Origin of the sequence: uncultured Adlercreutzia sp. (assembly GCA_910585575.1) — a bacterium.
Classification (GTDB): Bacteria; Actinomycetota; Coriobacteriia; order Coriobacteriales; family Eggerthellaceae; genus Adlercreutzia.
The window spans coordinates 13,972-30,206 of record CAJUFS010000027.1 but is presented as its reverse complement, the minus strand read 5'-3'; the positions used below and the strand labels follow the sequence as shown (position 1 = coordinate 30,206).

Genomic DNA, 16,235 nt, shown 5'->3' with positions numbered 1-16,235 from the left:
CAGCTAAATGGTCATTTGCGGGAGCTGTTGCTGCTAATAACGAGGGGCGGGAAAAGTGTTCTCGATGGTCTTATATGGTAGATCCAAGGAGCATGAGATGCTTTCCCACGGTCGATAGGCGAGAGCAGTGATATCGCAGCCCAGAGAGCAAGGATCCGTGTTTGTCTCGTTTGTGTCCACGAGTGAATAACCAAGAGGAAATGAGGCCAGGTAGCTAGCAGTTACAATCGAGCCGTCCTGCATAAGCATCTTTGTCCAGCCTGTGGTGACAAACAACGGTCCAGGGTCAGGTACGGCAAACAAATATACTTTCAGATGACTCGGAAACGCATTGCTTTTGTGATCCAAAAGAAAATCTCGGCATGTAAAGAGGGTTCCAGTCTGCGAGCTAGCACAGAAGTTGCTGACAATATGCTTGATAAATGCCAGTCCATTCAAGCTTCTCGGTTCAAGGTGGATGCCTAATTCTTCTTTGCTTGGTGGGTTAGATAGCAGTAAGCTGCCCAGTGCCTCAGAGAATTCGCAATATTCACTAACATAGTGTCGCCCAAAATACGAGTTGCAGCTAGCGCAGATCGTTTGGAAACCGGATCCTCGTTGGCTGGATTTATAACGAATTCCATCGAAACTAGCATTAAAAAGCGATCCTGTAGCTTGGGCTAACTCAACACCCGAATACTTTTTTACCGGACTAGTATTACTTAAGGCACGCGGAGGAACATGCTCGAAGCTTAAATCGGTCGTTTTCCCACAGACGTGGCAGATGCCCTTGACTGTCTTTCTGCGCATATTTCCCCTCGAGACGTACTTCCGACAGATTTCATTCAGGCGGCGCCCTGTATGCTGTTAGGCCGATCGCGCTTGATAAACTCCGCAAATGAATCAGGGCCCTCTCCCCACATGCCGGTTTCAGGATCGTATAGAGCCTCATAAGCGCGTGATTCAATGGCGGCACGCCGAACCTCTGCGAGGGCTTGACCTGTTTTCTTAGCGAGGTCTTGCACGGCTTCGCAAAAAATGAGGTCGGCTGTTGTTGTCATAATCTCATCGTTTAACGAGAACGGCTTGCGGAGTGCTTCTAGACAGGACGGAAGAGATTTACCGTCCTGCAGGTTCACAGGGCGACTCCCTGGCTGGCGAGTAGGTGGTTGATGTCGGCGAGGGCGCAATCGTCGCTGCTGGTGAGCAGGGCGTCGTAGCAGCTCTCGATGAAGTCCCATACGCGGTGGGACTCGAAAAGGGCAAGGGCTTCGTGGAGCGTCATGTGATGCTCTTGCCAGAACCTGCGAAAGAGACGCGTTTGCATGAAGAGCACTTCGTCAAGCATGGGGCCTCCTTCGGCTTCTTAGCGGTCAATGCTGCCATTATAGGGCAACTAGTCGTCCAGCGTCTGCTGGTAGAGTGGCTTGTAGGTGGCGCCATCTCTGTCTAGCGTGCTTTTGTAGAGGGTGAGGGTTTCGGTTTTGGTGGGGAGGGGGAATGCCAAGGACGGGAGATCGCCTTTTGGGAGCCGGGCGCGGCGAGCCAAGGTGACGTGTGGCAGGAAAGGTTTGTCGTCGAAGGGGAGGGCGCGGGCGCGGAGGGCTTCCTTCAGGGTGGCGGCCAGAGTTTCCAAGGGCGGCAACTTGGCAATACCGAGCCAGAGGGTGGCATCGTGGGGACGGCCGAACTTCCCTAGGCCGTCGGGGGCGAGTAGAACGGGTTCTTCGGATTCCCGCAGCTTATCGCAGGCCTCGTCTATGGCGTCCATGGCGCGGGCGGCTTCGGCGTCCTCGATATCGCCGAGGAAGGCGAGCGTCAGGTGATAGGTGTCGCGCGGCAGAAAGCGGCCTTCTACAGAGGTGCCGAGCATGCGGGCCAAAGCGGCCGAACCGTCGGCGAATTCCGTTGGCAAATCTAGGGCGATAAAGGTACGCATAGTTCCTCCTAGCGGGCGCTTCCAAGCATGCGACGAATTCCGGCCATGCTTGATATTGCGTCCAACATGTCGAGCATAGCTGGCGCTTGGTAGAATTCCCCGCGTTTCGCATTGCCGATGGGCCTGAGAATTCCGTATTCGCATGCACGGTTGATGAGATCCATGGCGGCGCGGCGGGTGATGCCGAGTCGTTGCGCGACAAAAGCCGAATCCACGACAGGTTGCTCTACCAGGAGCGCTGGCAGGTGGCGAATCTTCGCCGTTACGCGCTCGTGCATGGCGCTTTCCCAGTCTTCCAAAAGCGCACGTGCCCGTTCGGAAGTCCTTTGTGAGACGACGATGGCGAGATCAATGGCATCGATGAGCTGTTCAATGATGGGCTCAGGCTTGCCCTGCTGGTAGAGGCGCAGCGCCTCCATGTAGTTGTCGATATCGTGCAGCAGCCCGGCGGAAAGGGGAATGGTTGCGCGGCGCAGAACCGCATCTTCGCGCAGCAAGTAGTGAAGCAGGGTGCGGCCTGTGCGGCCATTCCCGTCGATGAAGGGATGGATGGTTTCGAACTGAGCGTGGGTGATGGCCGCCTTGGCGATGGGGTCGAGGTCGTCGCGCTGCGTGAAAGCGCAGAGATCGTTCAGGCAATCGATCACTCGGTCGGCATGAGGGGGTACGAACAAGGCTCCGTGAGGGCTGTAGGGCGTGCCGCCGACCCACACTTGCTCGGAGCGCAGCGTGCCAGCGAAAGGCTCGTCGGCGTGTTTGAGTAACTGACGGTGGATGTCTTGAATGCGGGGGACGCTGAGTGGGCCGGTGAGTCCGAGGGCGCATCGCATCGCGTCGATGTTGCCGGCGATGATCTGCGCGTTTTTCGGAGCCGATGGGGAAAGCTCGGCGAGGGCGATATTCCGTGCGCTGGAGGTGAGATTCTCGATTTGCGAGCTGGCCGCCGACTCGCTGCGCAGGAGGAGGCTGGGCAAATTGTAGGGCAGAGTCGCCTGCTGCTCATCGAATCGCGCAAGTCTTGCGCGGGCGTCGGCAAGGCGCTCGGCCAGCTCAGGGGAGAGGATGAGTTGCTGGTTTTGCAGGGTGGCAGGGATGGCGGCTTCGTAGGTGGCGATAATTTTCCGCCGTCGCGACTTGGGGATGAGGAGAAGGTCCTCTTCGGTTCGCTCCCAGGAAACAGATTCCGTTTTTACGGCAGGCCATTTATTCATGGGTCTAAGTTCGCTTCCTTGTTTCCAGATTAACGGAAGTGAAGTTAATTTCACTTCCGTTAATCTTATCAGAAAGAACGGAAGCCGAGAGGAGGAAGGCGAGAATCTTGCGGCGTCCTAGCGCGGATTTTAAGCATCGAATGGCACCAGGCCGGCGGCGAATTCTTCTACATCGCCGAAGAGGAAATCCATGCGGTCGATGTGCTTGTTGAGGTGCCAGTGGCCACAGCACCAGCGCTGGTAGTCAAGCCGGTCTTCTAGGCTGCCCAGCCAGTTCTCGGTGCTTTTGTCCACCTTGCTTTGGTCGATGCCCTCGAAGTAGGCCTCCACCGGGGTGTATTTGGCGGGGCAGGTGTGGGACAGCACCACGTCGATCTGCCATCCGCGCGCTGCCAGGGCTGCCTCCACGCGAGCCTTCACCGCATCGTCGGGCTGCTCGTCGGGAAACCACGGCAGGCCCTCGCGCACGCGCCATTCCGCGTCGATGCTGTAGGCGCCCCCGATGGCAATGGTGGAAAAGCCGTCGAAATCATAGACCTCGCCGTCCTTCGCGAACAGGAGGTTCGGCCAAGCGTCTTCCACGAACACTGTGCCGCCGTGCCAGGACTTTTCGTGGTACAACTCGGGCAGCGACTGAGGACGCGCTTCGTGGTTGCCGTGGAGGCAGAACAGCGTGGCGGGAATGCGCGCTGCCTTCTTCTTCGTTTGGCGATCGCGGCCGTGCAGGTAGAAATTTGCGCCCACGTCGCCCAGGATGATAACGATGTCGTCGCAGGTAAGGCCTTGGCGTTCGCTGAACGCAATAAGGTCGCGGAAGTCGCCGTGTATGTCGCCGGTGATGTAGATCATGAGGTCATGGTAGCGCGTGCCGGCAGTGCCGCCTAGGGCGTCAGGCCCAGGTTGGAGAACTGTCAAATGGTGCCCGGTCGCTGCTCGTCCCGAAAGACGGGAGGCGTGCGATAACGGGCTACTGCCGGTCGTAGTAATCGCGGTCTGTTATGAAGTAGGTGCGGATGAACCCCTTGGAAGACACCACGACGAACTCGCCGGTACGCTCCAGGAAGTAGAGGTCATCGCCGTCTTCGGCTTGCAGCTTGTGGAGCGACTTTGGGTTGGCGATGACGGCGTTGGCGCTGGCCAGGTACTCGTCGGCCGTGGCGCATCCCATTTCGGCCCCGTGCTTCTCGAAGTGCTCCTCCAAGGCATGAGCGTTGCGGAAGGTCAGGTGAGAGGTGGCTGCGGCGGGGGTGTTGGCCTCCGGGGCGTCGTTGACGGGCTGGAGGTCTGCGCATCCGGCGCTGACCGCTAGGGAGAGCGCCAAAAGGCCGGCGAAAAGCAGCGAGAGGACGCGCTGGATCTTCGCCTGCGCTATCGGGTGCGCCGTCGCCTGCGCTAGGGGCCTAGAGTTCATCGCGCCTCCTTGGTGCTGAGCGCTTCTGGAAGATTTTTCTTCAAAGCGGACGTTATTTTGCGTTCTGTTAGCGCGAAACTCGCAAGATTGAGGGTGCTTGGGCTTCGACAGGCCTTCCCGCGGGGCTCAACACGCGGAATCGGTTGTGAAACCCCAGGTGGGTGGAAAGTGATGCGCCGCCGTTGCGCTTTCGTGCTAGCCCCTATGGTAACTAATCGCAATAAATTGGCATAATAGGGGCAGGAACCTTTTCTCGTTCCGTAACGATCCAGGCTCGTCCCTTGAAAGGAAGCTCATGAGCGCTCCCGTTTCCCTCGTTGCATCTCAGGCCTCGGGCAGGTCTGCGTCGCCAAAGGCGCAGGGCCTGCTGTTCGATGCTGATGGCACGCTGATCGACACCTACGAGATCATCCTGTGCTCCATGCGCTATGCGCTGAACGAGGTAGAGGGCCTGGGGTTGTCCGATGCTGAGCTGATGGCCGGAGTGGGCACGCCCTTGCGCGATCAAATGCTGCACTTTGCCCAAGGGGACGAGGAGAAGGCCGATGAGCTGCTCGTTCGGTATCGCGCCCACAACGACATCGTCCATGACGAGCGCATAGCGGCGTTTCCCGATACGCGCGCCGCGCTGGAGCGTTTTCGATCGGCGGGCATTCCTATGGGCGTGGTGACGTCCAAGCGTCACGCCATGGCCCAGCGCGGCCTGGAGATGAGCGGCATAGCGGAGTTCTTCGACGTACTGATTGCTCCCGACGACTGGCCGGAACACAAGCCGGCCCCGGGTCCCATTCTGCGGGCTGCCTCGCTGATGGGGCTCGATCCAACGGCCTGCTTCTATATTGGAGACAGCCCCTTCGACATTCAGGCGGGCAATGCCGCTGGTTGCACCTCAGTGGCGGCTTTGTGGGGCATGTTTTCTGCGGAAGTCTTGGCACAGGAAAACCCCGCCCTCGAGTTCAACTCGCTGACGGGGCTTGCGGATTACCTGGGGGTATAGCGCCGCAGGGGATGTGCCGGTGCCGTGGCGGAGGCACCCACTCGTGCCGTGAGCCGCCTGTAGAAGCACGCTCTCCGGGAAGTGCTACTTCTTGCTCTTCTTGGCTGGCTTCTTGTCCAGCATCTCGCGCACTTCCTCGCGGCCCTCGTCGTTCAGGGCCTTCTCGTCGGGCGCCAGGCGCTCCAGCAGCTCCATGAGCTCGCCCATATGCTCGCGCTCTTCGTCGCGAATATCGGCGAGTACCTTCTTGGCATCCTCGTTGTCCGTGGCCTGAATATGGGCGTCGTACTCGTGGATGGCCTCCAGCTCGCCAACGATGTCTTGGCGAATGGCGTTGATGAGCTCTTCGTCCGTCAGCTTGCGCGGGACTTCCATTACAAACGGGTTGGAAAGAATAGCCATGATTGTTCCTTTCAACGGCTTGACGTGCGGGCCGTCGGAAAGGCGCCGTCGTGGGCGCTGCTCCGATGACGCTGGCGCTCATCCTAAAGGAACGGGGAGGCGCTTTTTGCTGCGGGAAGCGCCGTTGCTACTGACCCGTAAACGCTCCGATACGGGGCGTTGGAAAAGTATCCCAGGAGCGTCTTAGGCGTAGGACTCGCCGGCGTTGTACCAGGAGAACAGCTCGTAGATGCGCAGGTTGGGGGCGATGGCATAGGTGTCGGCGGTGAAGCTGAGCACGTTGCTGGTGCCGTTTACCACGGCGGTGCCCAGGAGCATGGCCGGAGTGGCCACCGTGCGGCCCTCCGCGGCGGCAATGCGGGCGGCTTCGGCAGGGTGTTCGGCAAGCCACGACTCGGCCTGGGCCTCGATGGCGTCCATTTCAGCCAGGATAGCCTGGGTGCGCAGCTGGCGAAGTTCGTCGATGCGGTGGTAGCAGGCGGTGTGCACCCGCGGACTGCGGGCGCCCTCGTAGACGTAGAGGCGCACCAGCTCCATGGGCATGCGCCGGCCCAGCTCGTAAAGACCCTCTTTGAACAAACGGGAGTGCTCCCACGTGGAGCGCGAGAAAGCCACTTCGGTGGTAACCATGAAAGCTCCTTAGTTCAATTGTGCGGTATTTGAAGCTTCGCGGTCACTATATCACGGCAAAACGCCCCCGTGCGTAACGAATCCACACCGAAGCGTGCCGTGAGTGAGACGGCCAGTGAGACAACCAATCGTCTGACTTGTCTCACTGGCTGTGCCTACTGGGCGGTGGCGATGGCTTCCTCTTGGAGGGCGTCGAGGGCGGCCATGCATTCGTCCACGGAGGCGCCGGCTAGCAGGTCGCGTACGATGAGGCAGACGTTGCCCCACTGCTCGACGTTCATGCTGGCGTTGGAAGCCAGCACGTAGATTTCGTCCTCGACCTTCTGGTTCAGCGGCTTCAGGGCGTCGATACAGTCCACCTTGATGTTCTTCGACGGGGAAATGACGCGGTTGGTCTCGGTGTACAGCTGCAGCGCCTCGTCGGAGAGGATGACGCCCATCACCGCAAGCGCCTCTTCCTTGTTGGCCGATTCCTCGCCCACGGCGAAGCCGGTCATGGACAGCACGGGCATCTGACCGTGGGAGCTGGGGAAGCCGATGACTTCCAGGTTGAAGCTGGGGTTGCCGTAGGCGGTGTCGGTGTTGGCCGCGCCCCAGTAGGCCATGACGATGGGGCACTCCCCGGCCATGAATTCGGCGCCTTCGCCTTTGCCTTCGAAGGCCTCGCTGACGAGCGCGTTCTCGGCATCGATGTAGCCGGCATCCATCAGCTGCTTCAAGAACTCGAACCCGCTGCGCATGTAGTCACTGTACTTCTTCTCGCCCGAGTTCAGCGCGGCCACCTCGGCCTCGATGTCGCCGCCGTTGTACAGGTCGGCGTAGGCCTGGGCGAACACGAAGGTTTCGAGCCACCAGCGGTTGGCACCCACGGGGGCGTTCGGCATCGAAAGCCCGCATTCCTTGAAGATGTCCTCGTTGATGAACAGGCCGTAGGCCACCACCTCCTGCGGAATGGCCACCCGCTTGCCGTCCACGGTGTTGGCGGTCTTCACCACTTCGCGCAGGTTTTTCGCGCAGGCGAGCTGCGACAGGTCGGCCAGCTTGCCTTCCTTGCCCAGGGCCACAATGGCGTCGGTGTTCAGCAGGTACATATCGTCGCGGTTGTTGCGGGCGCGCTCCAGACACACGTCGTCGTAGGTTTTGTCCTGATAGTTCTCGGCCGTGTAGGTTTGGTAGGAGACGGTCAGCCCCAGCTGGTCCTCGGCCATGGCCATGGTCAGGTCGCTGGCGGTGCGGGCCGTGTTCTCGGAATCGGCGCTTACCTTTTCCATGGGGGAGAAGAACGTGACCGACGTGGTCTCATCGCCTGACTGGACGGCCAGGTTGACCGGCTCGTCGGCGGTGCTACTGCAGCCGCCGCACAGGGTGAGCGCCAGGATGCCCGAGGTGATGAGCGCGGTAGCGCGTCGGGCGCGCCGCGGCTTCAGGGCAGTCGTCTTCTGCGGTTTTTTCATGGGTGGATCCCCCTCGTTTTTACGCTTGATGGTCGAACTCGAACACGACGCGCTTCAGCTCGTCGATGTTGATGGGCTTGGCGATGTGGTAGTTCATGCCGGCGGCCAGGGCGGCGCGCTCGTCTTCCACGAAGGCGTCGGCGGTCATGGCAATGATGAGCAGGCTTTCCGCATCTTCGCGGGACAGTTGGCGAATGGCACGGGTGGCCTCGTGGCCGTTCATGACGGGCATTTGCACGTCCATGAGAATGGCGTCGAACTCGCCGGGCGCTGCCTGTTGCATGCGCTCGACGGCAATCTGCCCGTTGTCGGCAATTTCCACGGTGGCACCTTCGAGTTCCAGCAGCTCCTCCAGCAGCAGGGCGTTGAAGGCGTTGTCCTCGGCGGCCAGGAAGTGCTTGCCTTGAAGGGCGTTGGCGCAGGCGGCGCTGTCGGCCTCGGTCGCGCGACGCTGATCGGGCGATTCGGGCGTGCCGGCCGCCGTGTCCTCTTCTGCCACCTGCAGTTCCAGGCGAACGCGGAAGAGCGAGCCCACACCCACTTCGCTGGTGACCTCGATGCTGCCGCCCATGAGCTCCACCAGGCTCTTGGTGATGGAAAGCCCCAGGCCCGTGCCTTGGATCTTGTTGGTGGTGCTGTCTTCGGCGCGGGTGAACGAGTCGAAGACGTGCTCGAGGAACTCGGGCGTCATGCCGTAGCCGGTGTCCTCCACCTCGATGGTGAGGGGCTGGTACTGGCTGGCGTGCACCTTGCCGCCCAGGAAGCGCAGGTGGATGGTGCCGCCGTCGGGCGTGTACTTCACGGCGTTGGACAGCAGGTTGATAAGCACCTGGTTCAGGTGGGTTTCGTCGCCGATGAAGCGCTCGCGGTCGATGCCGGACACTTCGGTGTGCAGGGTCTGGTGCTTCGCTTCGGCCAGAGGTGTCACGATGGCCTCGATGGCGTGCAGCGAATCGGCCAGATCGAATTCGGCCAGGGTGATGGTGGCCTTGCCGCTTTCGATCTTCGAGATGTCCAGCACGTCGTTGATGAGGTCGAGTAGGTGGTTGCCCGAGGCGATAATGCGGCTGGCGCACTCCCGCACCTTCTCGGGATTGTCCGCCTCCTTCATCAGCAGCGTGGTGAAGCCGATGACGGCGTTCATGGGGGTGCGAATGTCGTGGGACATGTTGGCCAGGAAGGCCGACTTCGACTCGTTGGCTACCTCGGCATCGTGCAGGGCGCGGGCCAGTTCCTCCTGGTGACGCGCTCGTTCCGCCTCGCGCTCCCGCTGCACCTGCTGCTGTTTGCGGCGGTTGTGGGCGTAGAGCGCCACGCACAGGGCAATGGCCAGGAAGGTGATGGCGGTGACGGCCACGATGGCGTCGTTTACCGTGTGGGCCTCCTTCTGGATGGCATCCATGGGCACGTAACCGATCATGAAGTCGGTGCCACCGTTGACGGGCCACAGGAAGCAGAGCGACTCGCGCCCCTGGACCTCATGGGCGAACAGCACGTTGTGGCCCTCTTCGATGCCCTGGCGCACCATGGTGATGATGGCCTCGCTGGTAATGTTGTTCGCGCGGTAGAAGTCCTCCAGGTTGAGGTGGCCCGCCTCGCGGTCGCCCAGGCCATCGGGCTTCAGCACGAAGCGCTCGTTGGCGGAATCCATCAGGTAGAACACCGCCTGGTTGTTGTAGAAGTTCTTCGGCAGGGCGGCGGCAATGGTGTCGTAGACGTACTCCACGTAGAGCGTGCCGATGTCCGCGCCGTCGCGCGTGAGCGGGCTGGCAATGGTGTAGGCCCAGGTGCCGGTATCGTTGACGAAGGACTGCGAGACCGGGTTGCCCTGGATGGTGCCCCCGGCCGAGAAGTCGAGGCTGTCGGGCGAGAAGGGCTCGCCGTTGCTGGAGAGGCCCTCCGTCTGACCTGCCATGACGATGGAGATTTTGGCGATGGCGTCGCTGGCGTGGAGGTTCTGGATGTAGGCGTCCGGATCGTCCGAGCGGGAGATTTCCTCGCCGATGAGCTCCTGGAAGTCCACCTCGCTGTTGATGATGCCGTCGATGGTGTTCTTCATCAGCTCGAGGTTCTCGTTCAGGCTCTGGATAGCCGAGTCCGACATTTCCTGCGAAGTTTTCTGGGCAATGGCGAAAATGCCCGCCACCATGGCAATGCAAATAAGGAGGACGGCAATCGTCCAGGTGGCAAAGTGCTTCTTCTGAGCTGGCTCTGTCAAGTTCGTCCTCCCCGCGTGTGAGTCAAGGGGCATTATACAATGCGAGGAGCCGCCCTTCCTAGAGCGGCGACGACCCGAACTACGGGAACGGACAAACAATCAACAAGCGGTCGGCGGCGACGTCTCGTCCCGATGAGACAGGCGGTCGTCTGACTCGTCTCATCCTGATCGGTTCCGCACATTCCGGGGCGCTTGCCGTATAATCGCTGCACTGATTTTAGGGTTGATGGCTTTAGGGGATGGCGGACTCAATGGACGTTTCGAAGGTAGTTGCTGAAGAGTTGGGCATGCGGCCTGGCCAGGTGGCGGCAGTGGTGTCGCTGCTGGCGGATGGGTGCACTATTCCCTTTATTGCGCGCTATCGCAAGGAGGCCACGGGCGGGCTGGACGATGTGACGCTGCGTGCGTTGGCCGAGCGGCTCGACTACCTGGAGCGGCTGGAGGCGCGCAAGACCGAGGTGTGCGCGGCCATCGAGGAGCAGGGGGCGCTCACAACCGCGCTGGCGCGCCAGATTGCCGAGGCGCCTACCCTGCAGCGCGTCGAGGACTTCTATAAGCCCTTCAAGAAAAGCCGCGTCACGCGGGCGTCGAAGGCGCGGGACGCGGGGCTCTCTCCGCTGGCCAACGCGCTCATGGCCCAGGGGCGCACGGCGGTCGATCCGCTGCGGGAAGCCGCCCGTTTCGCGAAGCCGGGCACGGCGTATCCCGATGCCGCTGCCGCGCTGCAGGGCGCCTGCGACATTGTGGCCGAGACGGTGGCCGACAATCCCGACGCCCTCGACGAGCTGCGTGGCTTCGTGCAGCGTACCGGGCAGCTCACCTCGCGAGCCGCCACTGAGGAAGCGGCTCGGGACTTCGCCGCCTACGTGGACTTCGGCGAGTCGCTGGCCCGCATTCCCAGCCACCGTGTGCTGGCGGTGAACCGCGGCGAGAAGGAGGGGAAGCTGCGCGTGGCCGTGGCGGTGGACGGCGACGAGGCCACCCAGCGGCTGGAGCGGCGTTTCGTGCGCGGGCGCAGCGCCTGGCTGGAATGGCTGCAGCGCACCATTGCCGATAGTTGGAAGCGCCTGATGGCGCCGTCGCTGGAGCGCGAGGCCCGGGCGGCGGCTACGGAGCGGGCCCAGAAGGACGCCATTGCGGTGTTCGCCAAGAATGCCGAGGCCCTGCTGCGTCAGCGTCCCGTGAAGGGGGCGCGCATCATCGCGCTGGATCCAGGCTACCGCACGGGGTGCAAGGTGGCGGTCATCGACGAGTACGGCGCGCTGCTGGACCACGGCACCATCTACCCCACGCCGCCGCGCAACCAGGTGGCCGAGGCGAAACGCTCCCTGCGCCAGTGGGCCGATCGCTACGATGCGAACGTCATCGTTGTCGGCAACGGTACGGCCAGCCGCGAGACCGAAGAGGTAGTGGCCGACTTCATTGCCGAGTACCCGCGGCCCGTGGAGTACACCATTGTGAACGAGGCCGGTGCCTCGGTGTATTCCGCTTCCGAGCTGGCCTCGCAGGAGCACCCCGACCTGGACGTGACCACGCGCGGCGCCCTCAGCCTGGGGCGCCGCCTGCAAGACCCTCTGGCCGAGCTGGTAAAGATTCCGCCCCAGTCTATCGGTGTGGGTCAATACCAGCATGACCTGGACCAGAAAGAGCTGGCCCGCACTCTGGCCGGCGTGGTGGAGCGCGTGGTGAACCAGGTGGGCGCCGATCTGAACACCGCAAGCGCCAGCCTTTTGGGCTACGTGGCCGGCGTCACGCCCACCGTGGCTCGCAACATTGTGGCCTACCGGGAGGAAAACGGCCCCTTCACCTCGCGGGCGCAGCTGAAGAAGGTGCCGAAACTGGGGCCCAAGGCGTTCCAGAACTGCGCCGGCTTCCTGCGCATCCGCGAGGGGCGCGAGCCGCTGGACGCTACGGGCGTGCACCCGGAAAGCTACGCCGTGGCTCGCGAGGTGCTCAAGCGCGGAGGTGTGACCTCCGCGGAAGTGGCGGCGGGCGGCGTGCCCGACCTGCGGCAGCGTCTGGGCAACCTGGATGCGCTGGCGCAACAGCTGGGCGTGGGCCTGCCGACGTTGACCGACATCGTGGCGGAATTGGAGAAGCCCGGGCGCGACCCGCGCGACGACGCCCCGGCCCCGGTGTTCAGCCGTGCCGTGCTATCCCTGGACGACCTGGAGCCGGGCATGGAGCTGACGGGCACCGTGCGCAACGTGGTGGATTTCGGCGCCTTCGTGGACATCGGCGTGAAGCAGGATGGGCTCGTGCACATCTCCAAGCTGGCCAACCGCTTCGTGAAGCACCCCACCGAGGTGGTCTCCGTCGGCGACACCGTCACCGTTTGGGTGGACTCCATCGATCGCGACCGAGGCCGCATAGCCCTGTCCATGGTGAAGGGGAAGTGAAACAGCCAGCCTAACTTGTCTCATGCATTTCGAATCGCCTCTTTTGCAAGTCGAGTCTTTTCTGATGTAAGGACGTCTCCCTCATCGTCATAATGGGCGGCGGATGAACAGGAGGCGATCATGAAGCTGTCGGTTCAGCTGAACAAAAGCCTTGAGGAGCCAAGCGTGCTCGTTGAATACGCCGAGGTAGACCGTGAGGTCGAAGCAATATTGGCAGCGCTGAACGGCGTAGGAGCAGAGCTTGTCGGGCGGAAGGGGAGAGAGCTGGTACGCATCCCCGCTGCCGAGGTGCTGTACTGCGAATCAGTCGACGGGAATACGTTCCTCTATACCTCGGAGGCGGTCATCGAAAGCGCGTTGAGGCTCTCCGACATCGAGCAGAGGGTTCGCCACACCGGATTCGTGCGTGTGTCGCGAACCATGCTCGTGAACCTCTACCGCGTCACTGGCTTGCGCCCGTTTCCGAATGCCCGGCTGCAGCTTCTCATGGACAACGGGGAGTACGTGGTTGCATCGCGTCAGTTCGCACCAACGGTCAAGAAGAAGCTCGGGCTGTGAACCCTTTTGAAAGGAGAACCCGTGAAAGGCATGGTCAAGAACGCGCTCGTTCATGCGTGCATCTACTTTACTATCGCGATGGCCCTGTGGCTTATTGTCGGCTTCGTGTTCGCCGGGCCGGTTGAGGGCATCGTCATGTCGGCATCGATCCTGGGCGCCTGCGTGCTCATGGCGCTCTTGCAGAGCCTCTGGTTTACCGACCGCGTCATGAAGCGACCGGGATACCCCGTGCGCATCTTAGGTTTCGGCGTCTGCGGCATCGTCGCCCTCGGCGCGTGCGCATGGCTCGGCGGCTGGGTGCCGCGCGACGTTCCGGAGGCGTGGATCACGTTCGCGGTGATATACCTCCTGCTGCTGGTTCTTTTCACCGTCGTGTTCTCGTTCGTCTACCGCAATGAGGTGGCAAAGTACAGCGATGCCTTGAAGCGGTTTAAAGCCAGGGGGGAGTGAAGGAGGACGGTAGAGGCAAGCGCTTTCGTTGCTTTGCCGGGATGAGACAAGTCAGGCGGTTGGTTGTTTCCTTATTGGATGGCGGATGACTGTTTTCAGCTTTTCCGGTGCGCAGCGTCTGGGGTCAGAGAGGTAGATCTCGTGATGAAGGCGCGTGTCGCTGAAGTCGGGCGCGTATCCCTGGTCCTCGGCGAAATCGTGCATCTTCGCGATGGTCTCCGGCTCATTGTCGTAGGGGCCGATGTGCATGCACTGCACGCAGAGGCCTTCGCTCATGGGCAGGAATTCCACCTTCGAGAAATCCTGCTTCTTCTTCGCCGTAGCCTCGGCAATGGCCCATTCGAAATCTTCCCTCGTGACGAAGTCGGGAAGGCGGATGCAGGATACGAAGTTCAGGTCCTCTTTGCGCGCGTAGTCGATTTCGCCCGTCGCGCCGTCCTGCCACCAGAAGCCCTCGAGCGGCGGCACCACGTAATCGAAATAGCCCGCTATCCGGTGGTCGCCCTTCTTCGACATCTTGATGGTGAAGGCGATGGCGTACAAAAGCCCGACGGACTGCTTGTACTCGCCGTCCTCGGCGTTGGGGTCGCCCGAGCCCCGAACGGCGATGTAGTTCATGGGCGGAACGTCGACGATGGTCGGCTTCCTGGGAGGCGCGTAGAACTCCTTGTAGTCCTTTTTATAATCGAACGCCATGGGTGGCCACCCTTTCAATCGGATTGGAGTCTATTATCGCATGCCATGCGGGACGGCAGTGACAACGCTTTGTTGCGTCGGGTGAGACAGCCAACCGTCTGACCTGTCTCATTGGCTAGCTCGGCAAGTTCGTGATCTTCGCCGCCGTGCCGTAGATGCCGGCGGTGGTCAAGGAGAACGGCTATCGGTACTACCACTACGATCAGCTTGATGTGCTTGAGGAGATCTTGCTCATGAAGAGAGCCGGAACGCCCCTGTGTGCCATAAAGGAGCTGTTCGCAGACGAGGACGTCGAGGCATTCGGAGGCGCGCTGCGCCGGCAGAGAAGCGTCATCGAGGCTCAGATTGATCACTTGATGCGCGCCATGCTCCTTGTCGACCGCCGTCTTTCTCATATCGAAGCGGCCAGAGCCATGCCGACGGATTCAGGCCCAGCTTGCCGCTATCTCAAAGTGATTTCGTGCGCGTGTCACGAACCATGCTCGTGAATCTCTGCCGCGTCACTAAATTGAACCCGAAGCAAGGGGCATCGGGTTCAATTTAGCCATAGCGCTGCGTTTCCCATCAGGTAAAGGGGCACGTTCGTCAGCCATTCCTGTTCGCGATAGTCCGACAAGGAGAAGCGTCGGGCGTGAACAGCGGGGTACTTTTCCTTGAAGCTGCGTAGGCTTTTGGCGCGCAAGTTCTCTTCCGCCTTTACCTCGATAGCGAAAATGTTCCCCTTGTTTTGAACGAGGAAATCCAGCTCTCCCCGCGAATTCTCCGCCGACCAATACCAAGGGGAAAGGCGGCAGGATGCCACGAGTTCTTGACAGGCGTACTGCTCGGTAAGGGCTCCCTTGAATTCTTCGAACAGGCTGTTTCCGTTGAGAATGCTGTCGCTGTCTACGTCGCTCATGGCGCCTAGAAGGCCGACATCCAAGAGGAAAGCCTTGAAGGCGCCGGCGTCTCGGTAGGCCTTAAGCGGAATGCCCGGCTTGGTGACGCGTGGAACTTGATAGATGATGCCCGCCTGCCTAAGCCAGGTAAGTGCGCTTTCGAAGTCTTTTGCGCGGGCCCCTTTCGCAAGCCGTCCGAAAATGAACTTCTTATTTTCCTGGGAAAGATGCGCGACGATGGAATCCCAAACGGCAAAAACGCGCTCGGCCTCACGCGGGGGAATATGCTTTGAAAAGTCGCGCTCGTAGTCTGCGAGGATTCTGCGTTGGACGGTGCGAGCGGCTTGATAGTCGCCGCTCGCGAGGAAGGCATCGACGGCTTCGGGCATTCCTCCAACGAAGTAGTAGCTTTTCAGAAGAGCAATCGCTCGCGATTTGAAGGCCTGGATGAGGGACGGATCGGAGCTCTGCAGTGCGTTAACGAACGCGGCGCCCTCTGACGCAAGGGCAAATTCCTGGAAAGAAAGTGGGTAAAGATTGAGTGTCTCCACTTTCCCGACGGGGAATCCTGTTCCGCTCTGAAGAAGTATGCCGAGAAGCGAGCCGGCGGCGATAATCGAGAACGAACGGGGATCTTCGCCGAAGTATTTGAGAGCGGTAAGGGCCTTGGGGTTTTCCTGCACTTCATCGAACACAATGAGGGTTGTGGCGGGGTCGATGGTGGTGCCTGTTTGCAATTGGATGCCGGCAAGCAGGGTATCGATATCGTATCCTGCATTGAACAAGTCACGCATGGGCGCATTGTTATCCATGTTTACGTAGGCGACGCTTTCGTAATGGAGCCTTCCGAACTCTTTAATGAGCCAGGTTTTACCCACCTGGCGAGCTCCATTGATGATGAGGGGCTTTCGGCTGGCGTTGTCCTTCCAGGCTTTAAGGTCATGCATCAGAAAACGTTCCACGGGCTCCCTTTCCTCGTCGTTTTCTCAAGTATACAAAAATAAGGACGTAAA

Annotated in this window: 17 protein-coding genes; 5 read left to right on the top strand and 12 right to left on the bottom strand. The window is 60.8% G+C overall.

Features of this window, described 5'->3' with window-relative positions:
- Positions 1–824 precede the first annotated feature (824 nt).
- The 6 genes from QZ307_RS05330 to QZ307_RS05305 form a co-directional block, all read right to left on the bottom strand.
- Positions 825–1,118 carry a hypothetical protein gene (locus QZ307_RS05330; RefSeq protein ID WP_295996882.1) on the bottom strand — a complete coding sequence of 98 codons (294 nt, stop codon included), beginning with the start codon at positions 1,116–1,118 and terminating at the stop codon, positions 825–827.
- Positions 1,115–1,327 (bottom strand): DUF3791 domain-containing protein, encoded by a 213-nt coding sequence (locus QZ307_RS05325; protein ID WP_295996879.1) that lies wholly within the window; start codon positions 1,325–1,327, stop codon positions 1,115–1,117. The genes QZ307_RS05330 and QZ307_RS05325 overlap by 4 nt, the downstream gene beginning before the upstream one ends.
- A gap of 48 nt (positions 1,328–1,375) precedes the next feature.
- On the bottom strand, positions 1,376–1,918 hold the full coding sequence (gene thpR, locus QZ307_RS05320; protein WP_295996875.1) for an RNA 2',3'-cyclic phosphodiesterase: 543 nt from the start codon (positions 1,916–1,918) through the stop codon (positions 1,376–1,378).
- An 8-nt stretch (positions 1,919–1,926) separates the two neighbouring features.
- Positions 1,927–3,129, bottom strand: a complete 1,203-nt coding sequence (locus tag QZ307_RS05315; RefSeq protein ID WP_295996872.1) for a Fic family protein — start codon at positions 3,127–3,129, stop codon at positions 1,927–1,929.
- Between the two features lie 129 nt (positions 3,130–3,258).
- Complete coding sequence (locus tag QZ307_RS05310) at positions 3,259–3,978, bottom strand: metallophosphoesterase (protein ID WP_295996869.1); 720 nt, start codon at positions 3,976–3,978, stop codon at positions 3,259–3,261.
- A 118-nt stretch (positions 3,979–4,096) separates the two neighbouring features.
- Positions 4,097–4,540, bottom strand: coding sequence for a hypothetical protein (locus tag QZ307_RS05305; protein ID WP_295996866.1), 444 nt, complete (start codon positions 4,538–4,540; stop codon positions 4,097–4,099).
- 295 nt (positions 4,541–4,835) lie between these two features.
- Here QZ307_RS05305 and QZ307_RS05300 point away from each other — a divergent pair, with 295 nt between their 5' ends.
- Positions 4,836–5,537 (top strand): HAD-IA family hydrolase, encoded by a 702-nt coding sequence (locus QZ307_RS05300; RefSeq protein WP_295996863.1) that lies wholly within the window; start codon positions 4,836–4,838, stop codon positions 5,535–5,537.
- 84 nt (positions 5,538–5,621) lie between these two features.
- Here QZ307_RS05300 and QZ307_RS05295 read toward each other — a convergent pair whose 3' ends face one another.
- The 4 genes from QZ307_RS05295 to QZ307_RS05280 form a co-directional block, all read right to left on the bottom strand.
- Positions 5,622–5,939 carry a ubiquinone biosynthesis protein COQ7 gene (locus QZ307_RS05295; RefSeq protein WP_275205984.1) on the bottom strand — a complete coding sequence of 106 codons (318 nt, stop codon included), beginning with the start codon at positions 5,937–5,939 and terminating at the stop codon, positions 5,622–5,624.
- A gap of 183 nt (positions 5,940–6,122) precedes the next feature.
- Entirely contained in the window at positions 6,123–6,569 is a 447-nt protein-coding gene (locus tag QZ307_RS05290) for a hypothetical protein (protein ID WP_295996860.1), read from the bottom strand.
- Between the two features lie 155 nt (positions 6,570–6,724).
- Positions 6,725–8,023 (bottom strand): extracellular solute-binding protein, encoded by a 1,299-nt coding sequence (locus QZ307_RS05285; protein ID WP_295996858.1) that lies wholly within the window; start codon positions 8,021–8,023, stop codon positions 6,725–6,727.
- A 19-nt stretch (positions 8,024–8,042) separates the two neighbouring features.
- Positions 8,043–10,241, bottom strand: a complete 2,199-nt coding sequence (locus QZ307_RS05280) for an ATP-binding protein (RefSeq protein WP_295996856.1) — start codon at positions 10,239–10,241, stop codon at positions 8,043–8,045.
- A gap of 251 nt (positions 10,242–10,492) precedes the next feature.
- Here QZ307_RS05280 and QZ307_RS05275 point away from each other — a divergent pair, with 251 nt between their 5' ends.
- The 3 genes from QZ307_RS05275 to QZ307_RS05265 all read left to right on the top strand — a co-directional run bounded on the left by QZ307_RS05275 (position 10,493) and on the right by QZ307_RS05265 (position 13,648).
- Positions 10,493–12,640: a Tex family protein gene (locus QZ307_RS05275; RefSeq protein ID WP_295996852.1), complete on the top strand. Its 2,148-nt coding sequence runs from the start codon at positions 10,493–10,495 to the stop codon at positions 12,638–12,640.
- Between the two features lie 120 nt (positions 12,641–12,760).
- Positions 12,761–13,198 (top strand): LytTR family DNA-binding domain-containing protein, encoded by a 438-nt coding sequence (locus QZ307_RS05270; RefSeq protein ID WP_295996850.1) that lies wholly within the window; start codon positions 12,761–12,763, stop codon positions 13,196–13,198.
- 21 nt (positions 13,199–13,219) lie between these two features.
- Complete coding sequence (locus QZ307_RS05265) at positions 13,220–13,648, top strand: hypothetical protein (RefSeq protein ID WP_295996848.1); 429 nt, start codon at positions 13,220–13,222, stop codon at positions 13,646–13,648.
- A 51-nt stretch (positions 13,649–13,699) separates the two neighbouring features.
- On the opposite strand, the gene QZ307_RS05260 is transcribed toward QZ307_RS05265, so the two are convergent.
- Positions 13,700–14,344, bottom strand: a complete 645-nt coding sequence (locus QZ307_RS05260; protein WP_295996846.1) for a GyrI-like domain-containing protein — start codon at positions 14,342–14,344, stop codon at positions 13,700–13,702.
- A gap of 155 nt (positions 14,345–14,499) precedes the next feature.
- Between QZ307_RS05260 and QZ307_RS05255 the strand changes: the two genes are divergently transcribed.
- A complete protein-coding gene (locus tag QZ307_RS05255; RefSeq protein ID WP_295996843.1) occupies positions 14,500–14,832 on the top strand; it encodes a MerR family transcriptional regulator in 333 nt (110 codons plus the stop codon).
- Positions 14,833–14,879: 47 nt separating this feature from the next.
- Here the strand turns inward: QZ307_RS05255 and QZ307_RS05250 are convergent, their stop codons facing one another.
- Entirely contained in the window at positions 14,880–16,184 is a 1,305-nt protein-coding gene (locus QZ307_RS05250) for an AAA family ATPase (RefSeq protein WP_295996839.1), read from the bottom strand.
- Positions 16,185–16,235: the final 51 nt, after the last annotated feature.